The organism is Rhizobium sp. KNZ2-6A (genome assembly GCF_056755475.1).
In genome coordinates this window covers 1-14101 of the sequence record NZ_JBNDIC010000010.1, presented here as the reverse complement: position 1 = coordinate 14101, position 14101 = coordinate 1, and the positions used below count along the sequence as shown (strand labels likewise).

Genomic DNA, 14101 nt, shown 5'->3' with positions numbered 1-14101 from the left:
GCCGGATCATCGAGAATGTAAATGCAAGCAGAGAGTGATTTAGTGCCCAGATCAATTCTTTCCGTTTCGTCGTCTCAAACCGGTAAGATTCTGGCGAGAGCGCTTCTTGGCTTTTCCATCGCGACGGCAACGATCGCCGTGACAGTCGATGCGAATGCCGCCGGTACGAAATATGCAGGCATCGTCATTGATGCGAATACCGGGAATGTCCTCTACAGCGAAAACGCCGACACGCTCCACTATCCCGCCTCCTTGACCAAGATGATGACGGTCTATCTGACCTTCGAGGCGCTGGAGGCCGGACGCATCACTCTCGATACTCCCGTCGTCTTCTCCAGGAATGCCGCAGCCCAGGCGCCGACGAAGCTTGGGATTGGCGCCGGCCATTCTGTGACCGTGCGCGAGGCGATTCTCGGCATCGTCACCAAATCCGCCAATGACGCCGCCATGGGACTTGGCGAAATGCTCGGCGGCTCGGAGGAAGGCTTTGCCCGGTTGATGAACGACAAGGCGCGCGCGCTCGGCATGACGCGCACGACCTACCGCAATCCGAACGGCCTGCCTAATACCGCGCAGATGACGACCGCGCGTGATCAAGCCCGCCTTGGTGTGGCTCTGCGCGAACATTTCCCGCAATATTACGGCTTCTTCTCCGAAACGAGCTTCCGTCTCGGCAACCGCACCATTCCCGGCCACAACCGTTTGATCGGCTCCGTGCGGGGCGTCGACGGCATCAAGACCGGGTATACCCGCGCGGCTGGCTATAATCTTGCGACCTCGGTGAAGATCGATGGGCGCTCCATCGTCGGTGTCGTCCTCGGCGGCGCCTCGACGCCTGCCCGTGACAATCAGATGCGCAAGCTGATCGCGGAATATCTGCCTGTCGCATCGACGAAACATATCCCTTCGAACGTTATCGCGCAGGCGCCGGCCGCAGCGCCCAATCTCCAGGCTGCCAGCGCGCGCATGGCCGATATAAGCCGTGCGAAAATCAAGAACGACGAGACGGCTGAAGCCACCGATACGCATCCATCCAGCGCGGCCGCCTTTGCGGCGGTGACGCCTCAATCCAGCAATCCATTGCTGTCGGCGAAACCCGTTCAGCGTCCCGCTTCCGAAGAGGTTGCGTCCGCGGCATCTTCGGACGACGGCGATGAGGACGAAATCGATACAGTAACGACGGCATCGACGACCAAGGCCGATACCAAGCTGGCCAAGCTGCAGCCGGCCGAGAAATCTGAAAAGGTGGCAAAGGCCGCCAAAGCCGAGCGTGAGCCTGCCGGCTGGGTCGTTCAGATCGGCGTTTCATCGAGCAAGAACGGCGCGAGCGACCTGCTCGATACGGCGAAGAGCAAGGGTGGCAAGGCGCTTCGCGCGGCCAAGCCTTACGCGGTCGCCTTCGATGGCGGCTATCGCGCCCGCTTCGGCGGCTTTGAAGATCAGAGCGCGGCACTCAATGCCTGCAAGGCGCTCAAGCGCGCCGGCGTGAAGTGCTGGGCAAGCATGGAATAGAATGCGTCCGCGATTTTCGCGCCGCATGGTTCGCAGATTGGCCGGGCTTAGTGTCTCGCCCGGCTTTCCGGTCCCGAATGTCAAACGGGCCGGCCCTGAGTTTGTAACGTGTACGGGGTTTTGAAATGGCAATGAACGAGAACTTTCCCGGTTTCTCGCTCGATAGCGGGGGCAAGATGAAACAGAAGAGCTTTGCTCTTCATCCGCTGCATGAAGCGGCGATGCGACTGGCGGACCTCGGTCTCAGCCGTTCGCGCTCGCGCAACAAGACGAAAGATCTGATCGGCATCCTGCTCTGCCATGGCGCACGCGCCTGGCGCTACTCGCAGCCGGAAGCGCATATTCATCTGCACATCACCGCGCCGACCGGCCGCGCGCCGATCATGATGCGGCTGCGCTGAGCAGCCGCCTGGCCTAAAGCAATCCGAGTTCAGAGAGTTCCCGCCTGAGATCGGCGGGCAACTCGGCGGCGGCGCCTAAGCTGTCTAGGTCGCGGGGCACATCGTCCTGCGGCAGATAACGCCAGCCCTGAAACGGACGCCGAGGCTGGCCGGTGGTTTCGATGACGCTCGGATCGAGAATAAGCCGGCAGCGGTGAATACCGTCCGCGTCGGTGAAGGTCTCAATCCCGAGAAGCTTCTGCCTTGCCTGCACCTGTCCCTTGATCACCCAATAGAGCGAGCCGCCATCCAGCAGCTCCTCGATCCGTTTCGGCACCATGCGTGTCGTATGGGTCGTGTGCGGCTCCAGTCCGGCGGCAATGGCGTTCATCGCCCGCTCGGACACCCATTCGCGCAGATCCTCGATCGAATCCGCGCCGACGCATAGTTTGATGAGATGCAAAGCCATGGTGCCGTTGAAGTCCTTTTGGCCGGCAGCGTCAAGCTTTTAGATCAGGCGTCCACACTCAGCATTCCACGACATTCACAGCAAGGCCGCCGGTCGAGGTTTCCTTGTATTTTTCGCTCATGTCGTAGCCGGTCTGACGCATCGTCTCGATGCAGGCGTCGAGCGGTACGAAATGCTGGCCGTCGCCCTTGATGGCGAGCGAGGCGGCGGTGACCGCCTTGACCGCGCCGAGGGCGTTTCGCTCGATGCACGGCACCTGCACCAGGCCGGCGATCGGGTCGCAGGTCATGCCGAGGTGATGTTCCAGCGCGATTTCCGCGGCGTTTTCGATCTGCTCCGGCGTTGCGCCCATCACTGCCGCAAGTCCTGCAGCCGCCATGGCCGCCGCCGAACCCACCTCGCCCTGACAGCCGACTTCGGCACCGGAAATCGAGGCATTGTGCTTGATGATGCCGCCGACAGCGGCTGCCGTCAGCAGGTAATTGCGAATGCCGTCCTGGTCCCAGTCCTCGTGGAAATGCTGATAGTAGCGGATGGTTGCCGGGATGACGCCCGCAGCACCGTTGGTCGGCGCTGTCACTACGCGCCCACCGGCCGCATTCTCTTCGTTGACCGCCATGGCGTAAACGCTCAGCCAATCGTTGGCGAGGAGCGGATTGATGCGGTTGCTGCGCCATTCTTCCTGCAGCTTGTCATGGATGGCGCGTGCGCGCCGGCGCACTTTCAGGCCGCCGGGCATGATGCCGTCGACCTTGAGGCCGCGATCGATACAGCTGCTCATGGCCGCCCAGATCCGGTCGAGACCGGCATCCAGCTCCTCGGCGCTCATGCGCGTCTCTTCATTGGCGCGCTTCATCTGCGCGATCGAGAGGCCGGAGCGCTCGGACATTTCGAGCATCTGCTTGGCACTGGCAAAGGGGAAAGGAATGCGCTCGCCTGCGGCCGCCGGCTTTTTCCTATCGGCCTTCATCTGCTCCAGTTCCGTATCGGTGACGACGAAGCCGCCGCCGACGGAGTAGTAAATGCGCTTCAAGAGAAGGCGGTCGTCCTTGTCGAAGGCGGAGAAGCTCATGCCGTTGGCATGGCCGGGTAGCGGCACCTTTTTGTCAAAGATCAGATCGGTCTTGGGCTGGAATTCATAAGCAGGATGGCCCGGCGGCGTAATGCGCCCGCTGCGCTCGACCTCGTCGATGATGCCATCCATATGATCTGGATCGACGCTGTCAGGCTTTTCGCCCATCAGGCCGAGAATGACCGCCCTGCCGGTGCCATGCCCGATGCCCGTATGGGCCAGCGAACCATGCAGGCTGACCTTGATGGAAGTGACGTGCACATTTGATGATGGGCGCGGCCATTCATTCGACAGCAGCAGGTCCAGGAAGCGATTGGCGGCTGACATCGGCCCCATCGTATGCGAGCTGGACGGTCCCACACCGATCTTGAACACATCGAAAACTGAAAGAAACATGGACCTTTGGTGCCTCCAGGCAAATCGATTTCCGGCAAGGCTACGCTATCGGAGCAAGCTTGCACGGCGATTGGCCGACATCGGATTTCATGGCAGCGACATTACATATAGGCATTCGGGGAAGCAAACAGAAGGCCATTGCGCACCGCCGGGGCTGCGCTACAGTCCACATCGGATTGATCTGGAGAATCTGCCTTTATGACGACTGCCGACCATGTCGCCCTCGCCCTGTTCATCTTTCTCTGGATCGCGCTGAACTGGATTACCACCAGTGCCCGCTTTTTCAATCGCACCAGCCTGACGCTAGCGATGAACGAGCGCCGGCGAGAGTGGATCTACAATTCATTGCGCCGCGATCTGAAGATGATCGATACTCAGATCCTCTCCGGCCTGCAGAATGGTACCGGGTTCTTCGCATCCACCTCGATCTTCGCCATCGGCAGCTGTTTCGCCCTCCTCGGCGCCACTGACAAGGTCAACGCCTTCTTTTCCGACCTGCCGTTCATACTCAATGGCGGCCGCACCGCTTTCGAGATCAAGGTGGCGGGACTGGCTTGCTTGTTCGGCTATGCCTTCTTCAAATTTGGCTGGGCCTATCGTCTGTTCAACTATTGCACCATCCTTTTCGGCTCGTTGCCGATGCGCGAGGAAGCCATGCTCGATCCGCTCGGCGCCGAACGGGCGGCGGAGCGCGTGGTGCGCATGAACATCATCGCGGCACGTAATTTCAATGCCGGCCTGCGGGCAATCTTTCTATCCATCGGTTACCTCGGCTGGTTCCTCAGCCCCTATGTCTTCATGGGCACGACCATCTTCATCATCATCGTGCTGATCCGCCGACAGTTTTTTTCCGATGCCCGTCTGGCCATCATGGATGCCGATATGCCATGACAAGGCCGCGCCGGCTCAACCGGCGCGCAAGATCTAAGTTCATGCCTGGAAGGACTTCCTAATGGCCGCCATTGCCGAGAGCGCGGACACACCTCGAAAGACGCCTCGCATCGGCATTCTGGATACGGCGCGCGGCCTCGCCCTTCTGGCGATGGCAAGCTACCATTGCACCTGGGATTTCGAGTTCTTCGGCTATCTCGATTCCGGCACGGCTGAAACGGGCTGGCTGAAGCTCTATGCCCGCGTCATCGCCAGCACCTTCCTGTTCCTGGCCGGCTTCAGCCTCGTACTCGCCAATACGCCGGAGATTCGCTGGCGCCCCTATTGGCGACGGATGACCATGATCGTCGCTGCGGCTGTGGCGATTTCGCTCGTCACCTTCATCGGCATGCGCGACGAATGGATATTCTTCGGCATCCTGCACAGTATCGCGGCGGCAAGCCTCGTCGGCCTGCTGTTCCTGCGGCTGCCGGCCTTCGTTACCCTTCTCATTGCAACCTTGCTGACGGTCGGCATCGTCATCGACAATGTCATTGCACCCTTATCGCTGCATTCGAGCTTTTTCGATGCGCCATGGCTCTGGTGGGTCGGGCTCTCGGAAAACATTCAGCGCTCGAACGACTATGTGCCGCTTTTTCCATGGCTGACGCCATTCCTGTTCGGTCTCGGCATGGCGCAATTGGCCATATCGTTCGGCTGGCTCGATCATCTGGCGAAATTCGGCCCCGGCCGCAATCTAATCGCACGCGCCGGCCGCCACAGCCTGATCGTCTATCTGGTCCACCAGCCTGTCCTGTTCAGCCTCGTCTATCTCCTGTCGTTGGTCGCGCCGGCGCCGCCGCAGGATCCGACGGTCGGCTACATCAGGCAATGCGTTGCCTCCTGCACGCACTCGGGCACGGAAACCATGTGCCGCAGCTTCTGCCAATGCACGCTCGACAAGTTGCAGGCCCAGGATCTCTTCAAACCCTTGCAATCCGGAGCGATCAAAGCAGATAGCGATGAACGCGTAAGCCGAATCGCGATACAATGCACGGATGAAGCGCAATGACAGGGTTATTCCATGAATGCCTATCGTTCGAAGTCGCTGAGTTTTCCGTGGCCGCCGCTGCTCTATAGCCTTGCCGTCATTGCCGCGCTTTGTCTCCAACGCTGGTACCCATTGCCCTTGCCCTTCATCTGGGCACTCGCCTCATGGGCCGTCGGCGCGCTTCTCACCGCCTTCGCGGTGACGCTGAATGTCTGGGCCGTCAAGACGCTGGTGGAAAGACAAACTACGGTCCTCACTCAACGCTGCAGCGCGCATCTCGTCACCACAGGCCCTTTTCGCTTCACCCGCAACCCGACCTATCTCGGCTATACCTTGCTGACGGCGGGGCTGGGCATGATGATCGGCAATTTATGGTTTGTGGCGATGGCGGCAGCAGCGGCCGCTTTGACGACACTGCTCGTCATCCGCTGCGAGGAGATGCATCTCCTGTCGCGCTTCGGCTGCGAATTCGAGTTTTACTGCAAGCATACGCGCCGCTGGCTATAGGGCGCTGGCGGCTAGCCCACGATCAGGTCCCGACGCCGATTTCGGCGAGACGTCCGAGACAAGCCTCTTCGACATTGTCGAGTTCGCTCAGCGTATCGTCGATATCCTTGCGCTTCTGGCGCAGTTCGTCGCGTTTTTCATCGACACGCTTCATCAGCAGCTTCAGCTGGCCGATCTCGCCCGGTGGCTCCTTGTAGACCTGAATGATCTCGCGGATTTCAGCGATGGTGAAGCCGATGCGGCGGCCACGGAGGATTTCGGCGATGAGGCGCCGGTCGGCGGGCCGGAACAGGCGCGTGCGCCCCTTGCGCTCAGGTTGAATGAGACCCTCGTCCTCATAAAACCTCAACGTCCGGGTCGAAACCCCGAATTCCCGAGTAAGCTCCGTTATGCTATAATATCCGTCGACCAAGAATCCGCCCCTATCTGCTGACCAACATAATATTGACTTTTACGTAATAGTCAATTTTCATGGGTTTACAGCCCGTCCCAGCCCAAAAATGCACCACAATTCTCAGCTCGCAAGACCAGGGAGAACGAAATACCAGCCAAATTCGATGGCAGCGGTCGCAAAATTAAGTGTCCCCTAGACTTCCTCCCGAATCGATATAGCGGCAATGTGAAACGCCTCAATACAACGATACAATGATCGCGTCCCCGCGCGCCAGCAAGCGTCATCCTGCTCCGAGGAGCTATGCTTGATACACCCCGCTTACAACTGCTTAAAACCGATGTAAAACAATTGGATAATCGAGAAAGTTCCTAAAGGGTGTGGAGCTGGCGAGACTGTGGCGTTGCCGCCGCGTTGGCGTTGGCCTTATCCTGGCTGTCTGCAAAGTCCTTCCATCCGATAGAGAGCGCCGTGCCCGCCCGCCCCATCATCCGTTTTCCCGATCCGCTGCTGCGCACCGCCTGCACCCGGGTGACCGTTTTCGACAACGATCTGCGAATTCTCATCAATGACCTGCTGGATACCATGCGCGCCGCTCCCGGTGTCGGCATCACCGGCCCGCATATCGGTGTGCTCAAGCGGGTGGTCGTGATCGAACTCAGCCGCGAGGATGGCGTGCGCATCTATATCAATCCGGAGATTCTTTGGTTCTCGGAAGAGACCATGCGGCAGACGGAAGGCAGCGTTTCCATGCCCGGAGCGACCGAAGAAATCGTCAGGCCCAAATCGATCCGCTTTCGCTATCAGGATATCTCTGGCGAGGTGCATGAAGCGGAGGCGAATGATTTTCTCGCCATCTGCATTCAGCACGAAATCGACCAGTTGGACGGCATTTTCTGGCTTCAGCGGCTTTCGAAGCTCAAGCGCGATCGCCTTGTAAAGAAATGGGAAAAGACGCGCGACTGATATCGCCAGAGCATTTCCGCTTTTCTTCGAATCGCGAAAACGCTCTATGTTCTTGTTTCTTTACGCATTCCGGACGGAAAACCGCTGCGCACTTTTCCTGGAAATGCTCTAAAACGAAACGGGCGCCAAGAAGGCGCCCGTTCTGCAAGAGGTTGGATCCGCAATCAGCCCTTGAGCTTGGAATTGCAGAGGCTGTAATAGCCGCCGCCCTTCTGGATCCACTTCAGGCCGCCGAGCGAATTGCTGGTCTTGGCGGCATTATACGCATCGACGCAGGTGTGGAAACGGCCCTTGCCTGGCGTCTCACTGGCATATTTCGCGTCGATCTTTGCCGGGAAGGTTACGCCGGCTGGAGCAGCCGTCGTCGGCTTTGCCGGCTCGCTTGCCGGCGGCTTCGTGGCATCGGGCTCGTTGGCGTCTACCTTGGCGGCAGCGGTCGTCTTCGCTGGCTTGGCAGGCGTCGTCGTAGCCGGTGCGGTAGCTGCCGGTGCCGTCGTGGTGGCGCTGGCATCGGCGCTGCACTGCGTCGTGCGGAAGTCATTCCACTTCTGGCCGTTCAAGGTACCAGCGGTCTTGGCCGCCTGGTATTTGGCGCTGCACTCTTTCATGGTTAGCGCAGAAGCCGAAGAAGCGAGGCCCATCGAGCCTACAACTGCAAGAGACGCAAAAGACATCAACAGAATGGCACGACTAGTCATTGGCATTTCCTCCGCTCTATGACGAATGTCGAAACTATTAATCGTATCGTCCCTATCGATTGTCAATCGACGCGCGATTTCTGGGGCGACGGGAAACACCATATGCGGACGAACATGAACGCAAACTGTACAAAAATAGCCATCAAAAAGAGAGACTTGGCAGGATCGACAATCGCCGATGGCAGTTCTGGAGCCTGCCGGATTCACCCGGAGGTAGATAAGGCGGAGGTGCCGATATGGCATAATGGCACCCGGTTATCTCACTCGCTGGCCAGCGATGCGTTTGGGCTGCAATGGCATTGAACGTGAAACTACTAGCCCGCAATGGCCGATATCACGCTGTAGATGGAAACGATTGTGGGCGCGATACAACCTATCATAAGATCCGGGCCTTGAAGTGCGGCCATGTCGCCCTACTCTTTTCCTGGCAGTTCCCCTCTCTATGCCCTGGATGCTCTCCCTTCCAGGGCATTTTTCTTGGCTGGTATGCCGTGCGGTGAGATCCCCAGCAGACTGTTCGATTCCGCCACGCTTCGACGCTGAAATCGGAATAGCTGCCTCGAATCGAGTGAATGCGCCTGGGAATCGGTCTTACGCGTCGTTGACCGTCTGCCCGAAGACCTGCTCGAAGGCGTCGCGAAGGCGGATGTCGACATCGGTCATCATGACCGGCAGGCCGAGATCGACGAGGCTGGTGACGCCGTAAGCAGAAATCCCACAGGGGATGATGCCGGTGAAATGGCCGAGGTCGGGATCGACATTCAGCGAAAGACCGTGAAACGTCACCCATTTACGCACCCGGATGCCGAGGGCCGCGATCTTGTCTTCCGCCACGGTGCCGTCAGGCAGCACCGGCTTTTCCGGCCGCCTGACCCACACTCCGACTCGATCCTCGCGCCGCTCGCCGCGCACATTCATCGATTCGAGCGTACGAATGATGACTTCTTCAAGCGCGCCGACGAAGGCGCGGATATCCTGCCGCCGACACTTCAGGTCCAGCATGACATAGGCCACGCGCTGGCCCGGCCCGTGATAGGTATATTCGCCGCCGCGTCCAGTCGCGAATACCGGAAAACGATCCGGCTCGATGAGATCGGCGGCATCGGCGCTCGTGCCCGCGGTATAGAGCGGCGGATGTTCCACCAGCCAGACGAGCTCCGGCGCCCGCCCCTCGGCGATATCAGCGACTTCCGCCTCCATCGTGGCAACGGCCTCTTCATAAGGCACGAGGCCATCGCTGATGCGCCAGCGAACAGGCGGCGTGCCGTGAACGGGAAACATCTGGTGAGAAAGTTCGGTGCGAAGCATATGGCAGTCCTTTGCGTGCCGCAGGCCGCTCATGTGGAAATCCAGCGCGCCGACGAGTTGTCCACATATGGCGCTATTCGGGCGGGAATTCAAACATCTACGGCGTTTCCACCGCATCCGGACCGATACGATCGGAGGAGCTGTGAAGGAATTTAAAAAAACTGACACATCGCTCTTGTGCCCCCCGAATGCTTTTGCTACATGCAGCCGCGCCGGAGCAATCCGGGCTACCACGATGCGGTCGTGGCGGAATTGGTAGACGCGCAGCGTTGAGGTCGCTGTGGGGCAACCCGTGGAAGTTCGAGTCTTCTCGACCGCACCAAAAGAACCCGGCTTAGGCCGGGTTTTTTGTTTTCAATCTCTGCGTTTATGAATCCGACGCGACCAGGGCGAACTGCCATGGTTCAGTGCGCGACGTCCTTGCTGAGGTTGCGCAGCCGGATCTGGTGATCGAGCCGCTCGAGCTGGTGGGTGGTCGCCTCGATCAGCTTGCCGATTTCCTGGTGGGCTGTCCGCAGTCGCGAAAGCTCGTTCCTGACGGCCTCCAAGGCACGCTCGTCGCTGTCCTCTCCCGGACCATCGCCCGCCCCGGTCATCAACCAGGCCGGGGAAACATCGAAAAGAGCCGACATCTTTACCAGCGCGGAGGGGTTTGGTTCGGCTCGATCGGATTCCCAGGCAAGCATCGTCTCTTCGCTGACGCCAAGCTGGCTTGCCAATGTTTCGAGGCTGATGCCGGCGGCATCGCGAGCCATGGACAGGCGACCACCCAGAGTGTCGTCGCCTTCATCCGAAAAAACGGTCGTCTCTTGTTCGGGTTTGAACATCGGTGCGATCCTTTTCTTGGCTGCGCCGATAAATTTTTGTGCGGCGCATGTATGTTTTAGCCGTTTCCGAAGGCACAGATAGGTCTAAGGGCGTCATTCCGCCATTGCGATCTGTCCCAAATGGAAAAGTGCGACGTTTTGCGATGGCTATTTCGCGTATTGCAACGGCGTCCGATCGCGCCTTGATTGCATGTCCTTCCTGTGTTTGATGATCACGCATGATCGTTGCCACCGCCGTTTCCGCACAGCAAAATCCGCTCCGAGGCATGACGATCATGGCAAGCGCCATGATCCTGCTGCCGACGATGGATGCAATCGCCAAATACATGGCGAGCTTCGAAGGCATGTCGCCGGGCCAGGTGACCTTCTATCGCTTCTTCTTTCAGATCGTCTGCATGCTGCCGCTGCTGGTGACGACAACCGGGCAGTCGGCCTTCTCGGCAAAGCGCCCCTGGATGAACCTCCTGCGTGGCGCACTGCATGGTGCCGCCAGTCTGCTCTTCTTCGCAGCGGTCAAATACATGCCGCTCGCCGATGTCTTCGCGATCTATTTCGTCGAACCCTTCATGTTGACGGCTCTTTCAGCTCTGTTTCTAGGCGATAAAGTCGGCTGGAGACGCTGGCTGGCGATCGTCATCGGCTTCGTCGGGGCGATGATCGTCATCCAGCCGAGTTTCGAGATCTTTGGGCTAAAGGCGCTGCTGCCTGTGGCCTGCGCCTTCCTCTTTGCGCTCTATCTGTTCATGAACCGCGCCGTCGGCGAGGCGGATTCGCCGTTGACGATGCAGGTCATGGCCGGCGTTGGGGGCACGCTGTTCATGTCGGCGACCTTGCTTGCGGGAGCATCCGCCGGCATCACGGATTTCGAGCCTTCCCTGCCCGCCTCTATGCTCGCGCTCATCCTTCTGCTGATTCTGGGCTCGATATCGGGCTACGCGCACATGCTTGTCGTGAGAGCCTTCCGGCTGGCACCGCTCTCGCTGCTCGCCCCGTTCCAATATTTCGAGATCATTTCCGCCACGGTCCTCGGCTATGCGATCTTCGGGGATTTTCCAAATCTTTCCAAATGGATAGGCATATCAATCATTGTCAGCTCCGGCCTTTTCATCATCTGGCGGGAACGCATTCAGTCGCGATCGGAAAAAACCGCGTGAGCGCCGATATCTTCGCATGGACCGATGGTGCAATTTATGGCTAAAACACTGACTGAATAGAGTATTTGGGCGGAGATTGCATGTTCAAGAAAATCCTGATCGCCAATCGCGGCGAGATCGCCTGCCGCGTGATCAAGACCGCGCGCCGGATGGGTATCCTGACGGTCGCCGTCTATTCCGATGCGGATCGGGACGCATTGCATGTCGAAATGGCCGACGAATCAGTCCATATCGGTCCGGCACCCGCCGCTGAAAGCTATCTCGTCGCCGAGAAGATCGTCGCCGCTTGTAAAGAGACCGGCGCCGAGGCGCTTCACCCAGGTTACGGCTTTCTCTCCGAGCGCGCTTCCTTCTGCGCGGCGCTGGAGAAGGAAGGCATCGTCTTCATCGGCCCGAAACCGAAGGCGATCGAGGCCATGGGCGATAAGATCGAATCGAAGAAATTCGCCAATGCCGCCAAGGTCTCCACCGTTCCGGGCCATCTCGGCATCATCGATGACGCCGATCATGCCGAGCGGATCGCTGGCGAGATCGGCTATCCCGTCATGATCAAGGCGTCTGCCGGCGGCGGCGGTAAGGGCATGCGCATCGCCTGGAGCAAGGATGACGTGCGCGACGGCTTCGAGCGCGCCCGTTCGGAGGCAAAAAGCTCCTTCGGCGACGACCGAGTCTTCATCGAGAAATTCGTCGTCGATCCCAGGCACATCGAAATCCAGGTGCTGGCTGATGCCCATGGCAACGTCATCCATCTCGGTGAGCGCGAATGCTCCATCCAGCGCCGCAACCAGAAGGTTGTGGAAGAGGCGCCCTCGCCGTTCCTCGATGAAGCGACGCGCAGGGCCATGGGCGAACAGTCCGTGGCGCTTGCCAAGGCCGTCGATTATCAAAGCGCCGGCACCGTCGAATTTATCGTCGACCGCGACAGGAACTTCTATTTCCTCGAAATGAATACGCGCCTGCAGGTCGAGCATCCCGTGACGGAGCTTGTGACCGGCATCGACCTCGTCGAGCAGATGATCCGCGTCGCCGCCGGCGAAAAGCTGCCATTCAAACAGGCGGATATCAAACTCAACGGCTGGGCGGTCGAAAGCCGCCTTTACGCCGAAGATCCCTATCGCAACTTCCTGCCCTCGATCGGCCGCCTGACGCGCTATCGTCCGCCGCGCGAGACGAGGACGGAAACATCGGTCGTGCGCAACGACACCGGCGTCTTCGAGGGTGCCGAGATCTCCATGTATTACGATCCGATGATCGCAAAGCTCTGCACCTGGGCGTCAACCAGGCTGGAGGCGATCGAAGCGATGGGCGAAGCCTTGGACGGCTTCGTCGTCGACGGCATCGAGCATAACATGCCGTTCCTCTCCGCGCTGATGAAGCATACGCGCTGGCGCGAGGGCCGCCTCTCCACCGGCTTCATTGCCGAGGAGTATCCCGACGGCTTCGCGTCGGTAACGCTGGATGGGGACCAGACCGCGCTTCTTGCCGCAGTCGCTCTCTCCTGCAGCCTGATCGAATCCAACCGCCGCGAACGTTATGCTGATCGCTTGCGTCCCGTGGCCGGGCCGTTACCGGAAAACTGGATCGTCAAGCTCGGCACGGACTATCTGCCGGTGGCGCTGCTCGAGGGCGTGGTGACCATTCCTTTCGAGATGGATATGCAAGTGGGCGGCAAGACTGTGACTGTCGCAACCGAGTGGCGCCCCGGCGATGCCGTCTGGGTCGGCACCGTAGGCGGCCGCAGGCTGACCGCCCAGATTCGCACCGTGCTGAACGGTTTGCGCATCGATTGGCAGGGCATTTCCGTCAGGACCAAGATATTCACCCCGCGACAGGCCGAACTCGATAAGCTCATGCCGGTCAAATTGCCGCCGGATACCTCAAAGCTGCTGCTCTGCCCCATGCCCGGCTTGGTCGTTGCCATTGCCGTTGCCGAGGGCCAGGAGGTCAAGGCCGGCGAGACGCTGGCCATTGTCGAGGCGATGAAGATGGAAAATGTCCTGCGCGCCGAGCGCGACCTGGTCGTCGGCAAGATCAACGCCAAGCCGGGCGAAAGCCTCGCCGTCGATGCGGTGATCATGGAATTTGCCTGATCAAATCAGAGCATCCGGGTGAATTCCGGAAAACTGCGCGGTGGCTGTTCGGCTAAAACCTGGCGATTGCGACGCTAAGTGTCTGATTTTGGCTTGAGCCGCGAGGCGCGGCCATGCCAATGTCGCGCGGACCAAATCACAGCAGGAAGGGACGAAATCATGGACGTAAGAGCAGCCGTAGCGGTCGCTGCCGGCAAGCCGCTTGAGGTGATGACGGTTCAGCTTGAGGGGCCGAAGGCCGGCGAAGTGCTGATCGAGATCAAGGCGACCGGCATCTGCCACACCGATGATTTCACCCTGTCTGGCGCCGATCCGGAGGGCCTGTTCCCGGCGATCCTCGGCCATGAGGGCGCCGGCATCGTCGTCGATGTCGGACCGGGGGTGACTTCGGTGAAGAAGGGCGATCACGT

16 protein-coding genes and 1 tRNA gene are annotated in these 14101 nt (G+C 59.6%); 10 read left to right on the top strand and 7 right to left on the bottom strand.

The features are described from left to right. Positions 1-21 precede the first annotated feature (21 nt). Complete coding sequence (locus tag ACPYOP_RS09160; RefSeq protein WP_481410075.1) at positions 22-1512, top strand: serine hydrolase; 1491 nt, start codon at positions 22-24, stop codon at positions 1510-1512. 125 nt (positions 1513-1637) lie between these two features. Further along, on the top strand, positions 1638-1913 hold the full coding sequence (locus tag ACPYOP_RS09155; protein ID WP_075856917.1) for a hypothetical protein: 276 nt from the start codon (positions 1638-1640) through the stop codon (positions 1911-1913). Between the two features lie 13 nt (positions 1914-1926). On the opposite strand, the gene ACPYOP_RS09150 is transcribed toward ACPYOP_RS09155, so the two are convergent. Further along, complete coding sequence (locus ACPYOP_RS09150; protein ID WP_481410074.1) at positions 1927-2361, bottom strand: DUF1489 family protein; 435 nt, start codon at positions 2359-2361, stop codon at positions 1927-1929. A 58-nt stretch (positions 2362-2419) separates the two neighbouring features. Next, positions 2420-3829, bottom strand: a complete 1410-nt coding sequence (locus ACPYOP_RS09145) for an L-serine ammonia-lyase (protein WP_481410073.1) — start codon at positions 3827-3829, stop codon at positions 2420-2422. Positions 3830-4027: 198 nt separating this feature from the next. Here ACPYOP_RS09145 and ACPYOP_RS09140 point away from each other — a divergent pair, with 198 nt between their 5' ends. From ACPYOP_RS09140 to ACPYOP_RS09130, 3 genes are all read left to right on the top strand, one after another. Continuing rightward, the gene (locus tag ACPYOP_RS09140; protein ID WP_481410072.1) at positions 4028-4720 is read left to right on the top strand and encodes a DUF599 domain-containing protein; all 693 of its coding nucleotides are present in this window, start codon (positions 4028-4030) and stop codon (positions 4718-4720) included. Positions 4721-4781: 61 nt separating this feature from the next. Further along, the gene (locus tag ACPYOP_RS09135; RefSeq protein ID WP_481410071.1) at positions 4782-5771 is read left to right on the top strand and encodes a heparan-alpha-glucosaminide N-acetyltransferase; all 990 of its coding nucleotides are present in this window, start codon (positions 4782-4784) and stop codon (positions 5769-5771) included. 12 nt (positions 5772-5783) lie between these two features. Further along, positions 5784-6257: a methyltransferase family protein gene (locus ACPYOP_RS09130; protein WP_481410070.1), complete on the top strand. Its 474-nt coding sequence runs from the start codon at positions 5784-5786 to the stop codon at positions 6255-6257. A gap of 22 nt (positions 6258-6279) precedes the next feature. Here ACPYOP_RS09130 and ACPYOP_RS09125 read toward each other — a convergent pair whose 3' ends face one another. Further along, positions 6280-6669: a MerR family transcriptional regulator gene (locus tag ACPYOP_RS09125; RefSeq protein WP_199094741.1), complete on the bottom strand. Its 390-nt coding sequence runs from the start codon at positions 6667-6669 to the stop codon at positions 6280-6282. A 450-nt stretch (positions 6670-7119) separates the two neighbouring features. On the opposite strand from ACPYOP_RS09125, the gene ACPYOP_RS09120 reads away from it, so the two are divergent. Beyond that, positions 7120-7614, top strand: coding sequence for a peptide deformylase (locus tag ACPYOP_RS09120; RefSeq protein WP_481410069.1), 495 nt, complete (start codon positions 7120-7122; stop codon positions 7612-7614). 164 nt (positions 7615-7778) lie between these two features. On the opposite strand, the gene ACPYOP_RS09115 is transcribed toward ACPYOP_RS09120, so the two are convergent. Together ACPYOP_RS09115 and lipB are read right to left on the bottom strand one after the other, a co-directional pair. Further along, positions 7779-8414: a hypothetical protein gene (locus ACPYOP_RS09115; protein WP_481410195.1), complete on the bottom strand. Its 636-nt coding sequence runs from the start codon at positions 8412-8414 to the stop codon at positions 7779-7781. A 489-nt stretch (positions 8415-8903) separates the two neighbouring features. Next, positions 8904-9620 (bottom strand): lipoyl(octanoyl) transferase LipB, encoded by a 717-nt coding sequence (lipB, locus tag ACPYOP_RS09110; protein ID WP_481410068.1) that lies wholly within the window; start codon positions 9618-9620, stop codon positions 8904-8906. A 237-nt stretch (positions 9621-9857) separates the two neighbouring features. On the opposite strand from lipB, the gene ACPYOP_RS09105 reads away from it, so the two are divergent. Next, positions 9858-9942, top strand: a tRNA-Leu gene (locus ACPYOP_RS09105). A gap of 82 nt (positions 9943-10024) precedes the next feature. Here ACPYOP_RS09105 and ACPYOP_RS09100 read toward each other — a convergent pair. Together ACPYOP_RS09100 and ACPYOP_RS09095 are read right to left on the bottom strand one after the other, a co-directional pair. Further along, complete coding sequence (locus ACPYOP_RS09100) at positions 10025-10447, bottom strand: helix-turn-helix domain-containing protein (RefSeq protein ID WP_481410067.1); 423 nt, start codon at positions 10445-10447, stop codon at positions 10025-10027. Beyond that, positions 10407-10679: a hypothetical protein gene (locus tag ACPYOP_RS09095; RefSeq protein WP_481410066.1), complete on the bottom strand. Its 273-nt coding sequence runs from the start codon at positions 10677-10679 to the stop codon at positions 10407-10409. The genes ACPYOP_RS09100 and ACPYOP_RS09095 overlap by 41 nt, the downstream gene beginning before the upstream one ends. Here ACPYOP_RS09095 and ACPYOP_RS09090 point away from each other — a divergent pair. The 3 genes from ACPYOP_RS09090 to ACPYOP_RS09080 form a co-directional block, all read left to right on the top strand. Continuing rightward, positions 10666-11601: a DMT family transporter gene (locus ACPYOP_RS09090; protein WP_481410065.1), complete on the top strand. Its 936-nt coding sequence runs from the start codon at positions 10666-10668 to the stop codon at positions 11599-11601. The genes ACPYOP_RS09095 and ACPYOP_RS09090 overlap by 14 nt on opposite strands. An 80-nt stretch (positions 11602-11681) precedes the next feature. Next, positions 11682-13691, top strand: a complete 2010-nt coding sequence (locus ACPYOP_RS09085) for an acetyl-CoA carboxylase biotin carboxylase subunit (RefSeq protein WP_481410064.1) — start codon at positions 11682-11684, stop codon at positions 13689-13691. 159 nt (positions 13692-13850) lie between these two features. Next, positions 13851-14101 (top strand): alcohol dehydrogenase catalytic domain-containing protein (locus ACPYOP_RS09080; RefSeq protein ID WP_481410063.1); only part of this gene is annotated, 251 nt, incomplete at its 3' end.

Excerpts from the sequence above, each read along its gene's own strand:
- ACPYOP_RS09145 (WP_481410073.1), bottom strand. The coding sequence starts at position 3,829 with ATGTTTCTTTCAGTTTTCGATGTGTTCAAGATCGGTGTGGGACCGTCC.
- ACPYOP_RS09130 (WP_481410070.1), top strand. The coding sequence starts at position 5,784 with ATGAATGCCTATCGTTCGAAGTCGCTGAGTTTTCCGTGGCCGCCGCTG.
- ACPYOP_RS09135 (WP_481410071.1), top strand. The coding sequence starts at position 4,782 with ATGGCCGCCATTGCCGAGAGCGCGGACACACCTCGAAAGACGCCTCGC.
- ACPYOP_RS09085 (WP_481410064.1), top strand. The coding sequence starts at position 11,682 with ATGTTCAAGAAAATCCTGATCGCCAATCGCGGCGAGATCGCCTGCCGC.
- ACPYOP_RS09115 (WP_481410195.1), bottom strand. The coding sequence starts at position 8,414 with ATGGTGTTTCCCGTCGCCCCAGAAATCGCGCGTCGATTGACAATCGAT.
- ACPYOP_RS09150 (WP_481410074.1), bottom strand. The coding sequence starts at position 2,361 with ATGGCTTTGCATCTCATCAAACTATGCGTCGGCGCGGATTCGATCGAG.
- lipB (WP_481410068.1), bottom strand. The coding sequence starts at position 9,620 with ATGCTTCGCACCGAACTTTCTCACCAGATGTTTCCCGTTCACGGCACG.
- ACPYOP_RS09160 (WP_481410075.1), top strand. The coding sequence starts at position 22 with ATGCAAGCAGAGAGTGATTTAGTGCCCAGATCAATTCTTTCCGTTTCG.
- ACPYOP_RS09140 (WP_481410072.1), top strand. The coding sequence starts at position 4,028 with ATGACGACTGCCGACCATGTCGCCCTCGCCCTGTTCATCTTTCTCTGG.
- ACPYOP_RS09100 (WP_481410067.1), bottom strand. The coding sequence starts at position 10,447 with ATGTTCAAACCCGAACAAGAGACGACCGTTTTTTCGGATGAAGGCGAC.
- ACPYOP_RS09090 (WP_481410065.1), top strand. The coding sequence starts at position 10,666 with ATGATCGTTGCCACCGCCGTTTCCGCACAGCAAAATCCGCTCCGAGGC.
- ACPYOP_RS09155 (WP_075856917.1), top strand. The coding sequence starts at position 1,638 with ATGGCAATGAACGAGAACTTTCCCGGTTTCTCGCTCGATAGCGGGGGC.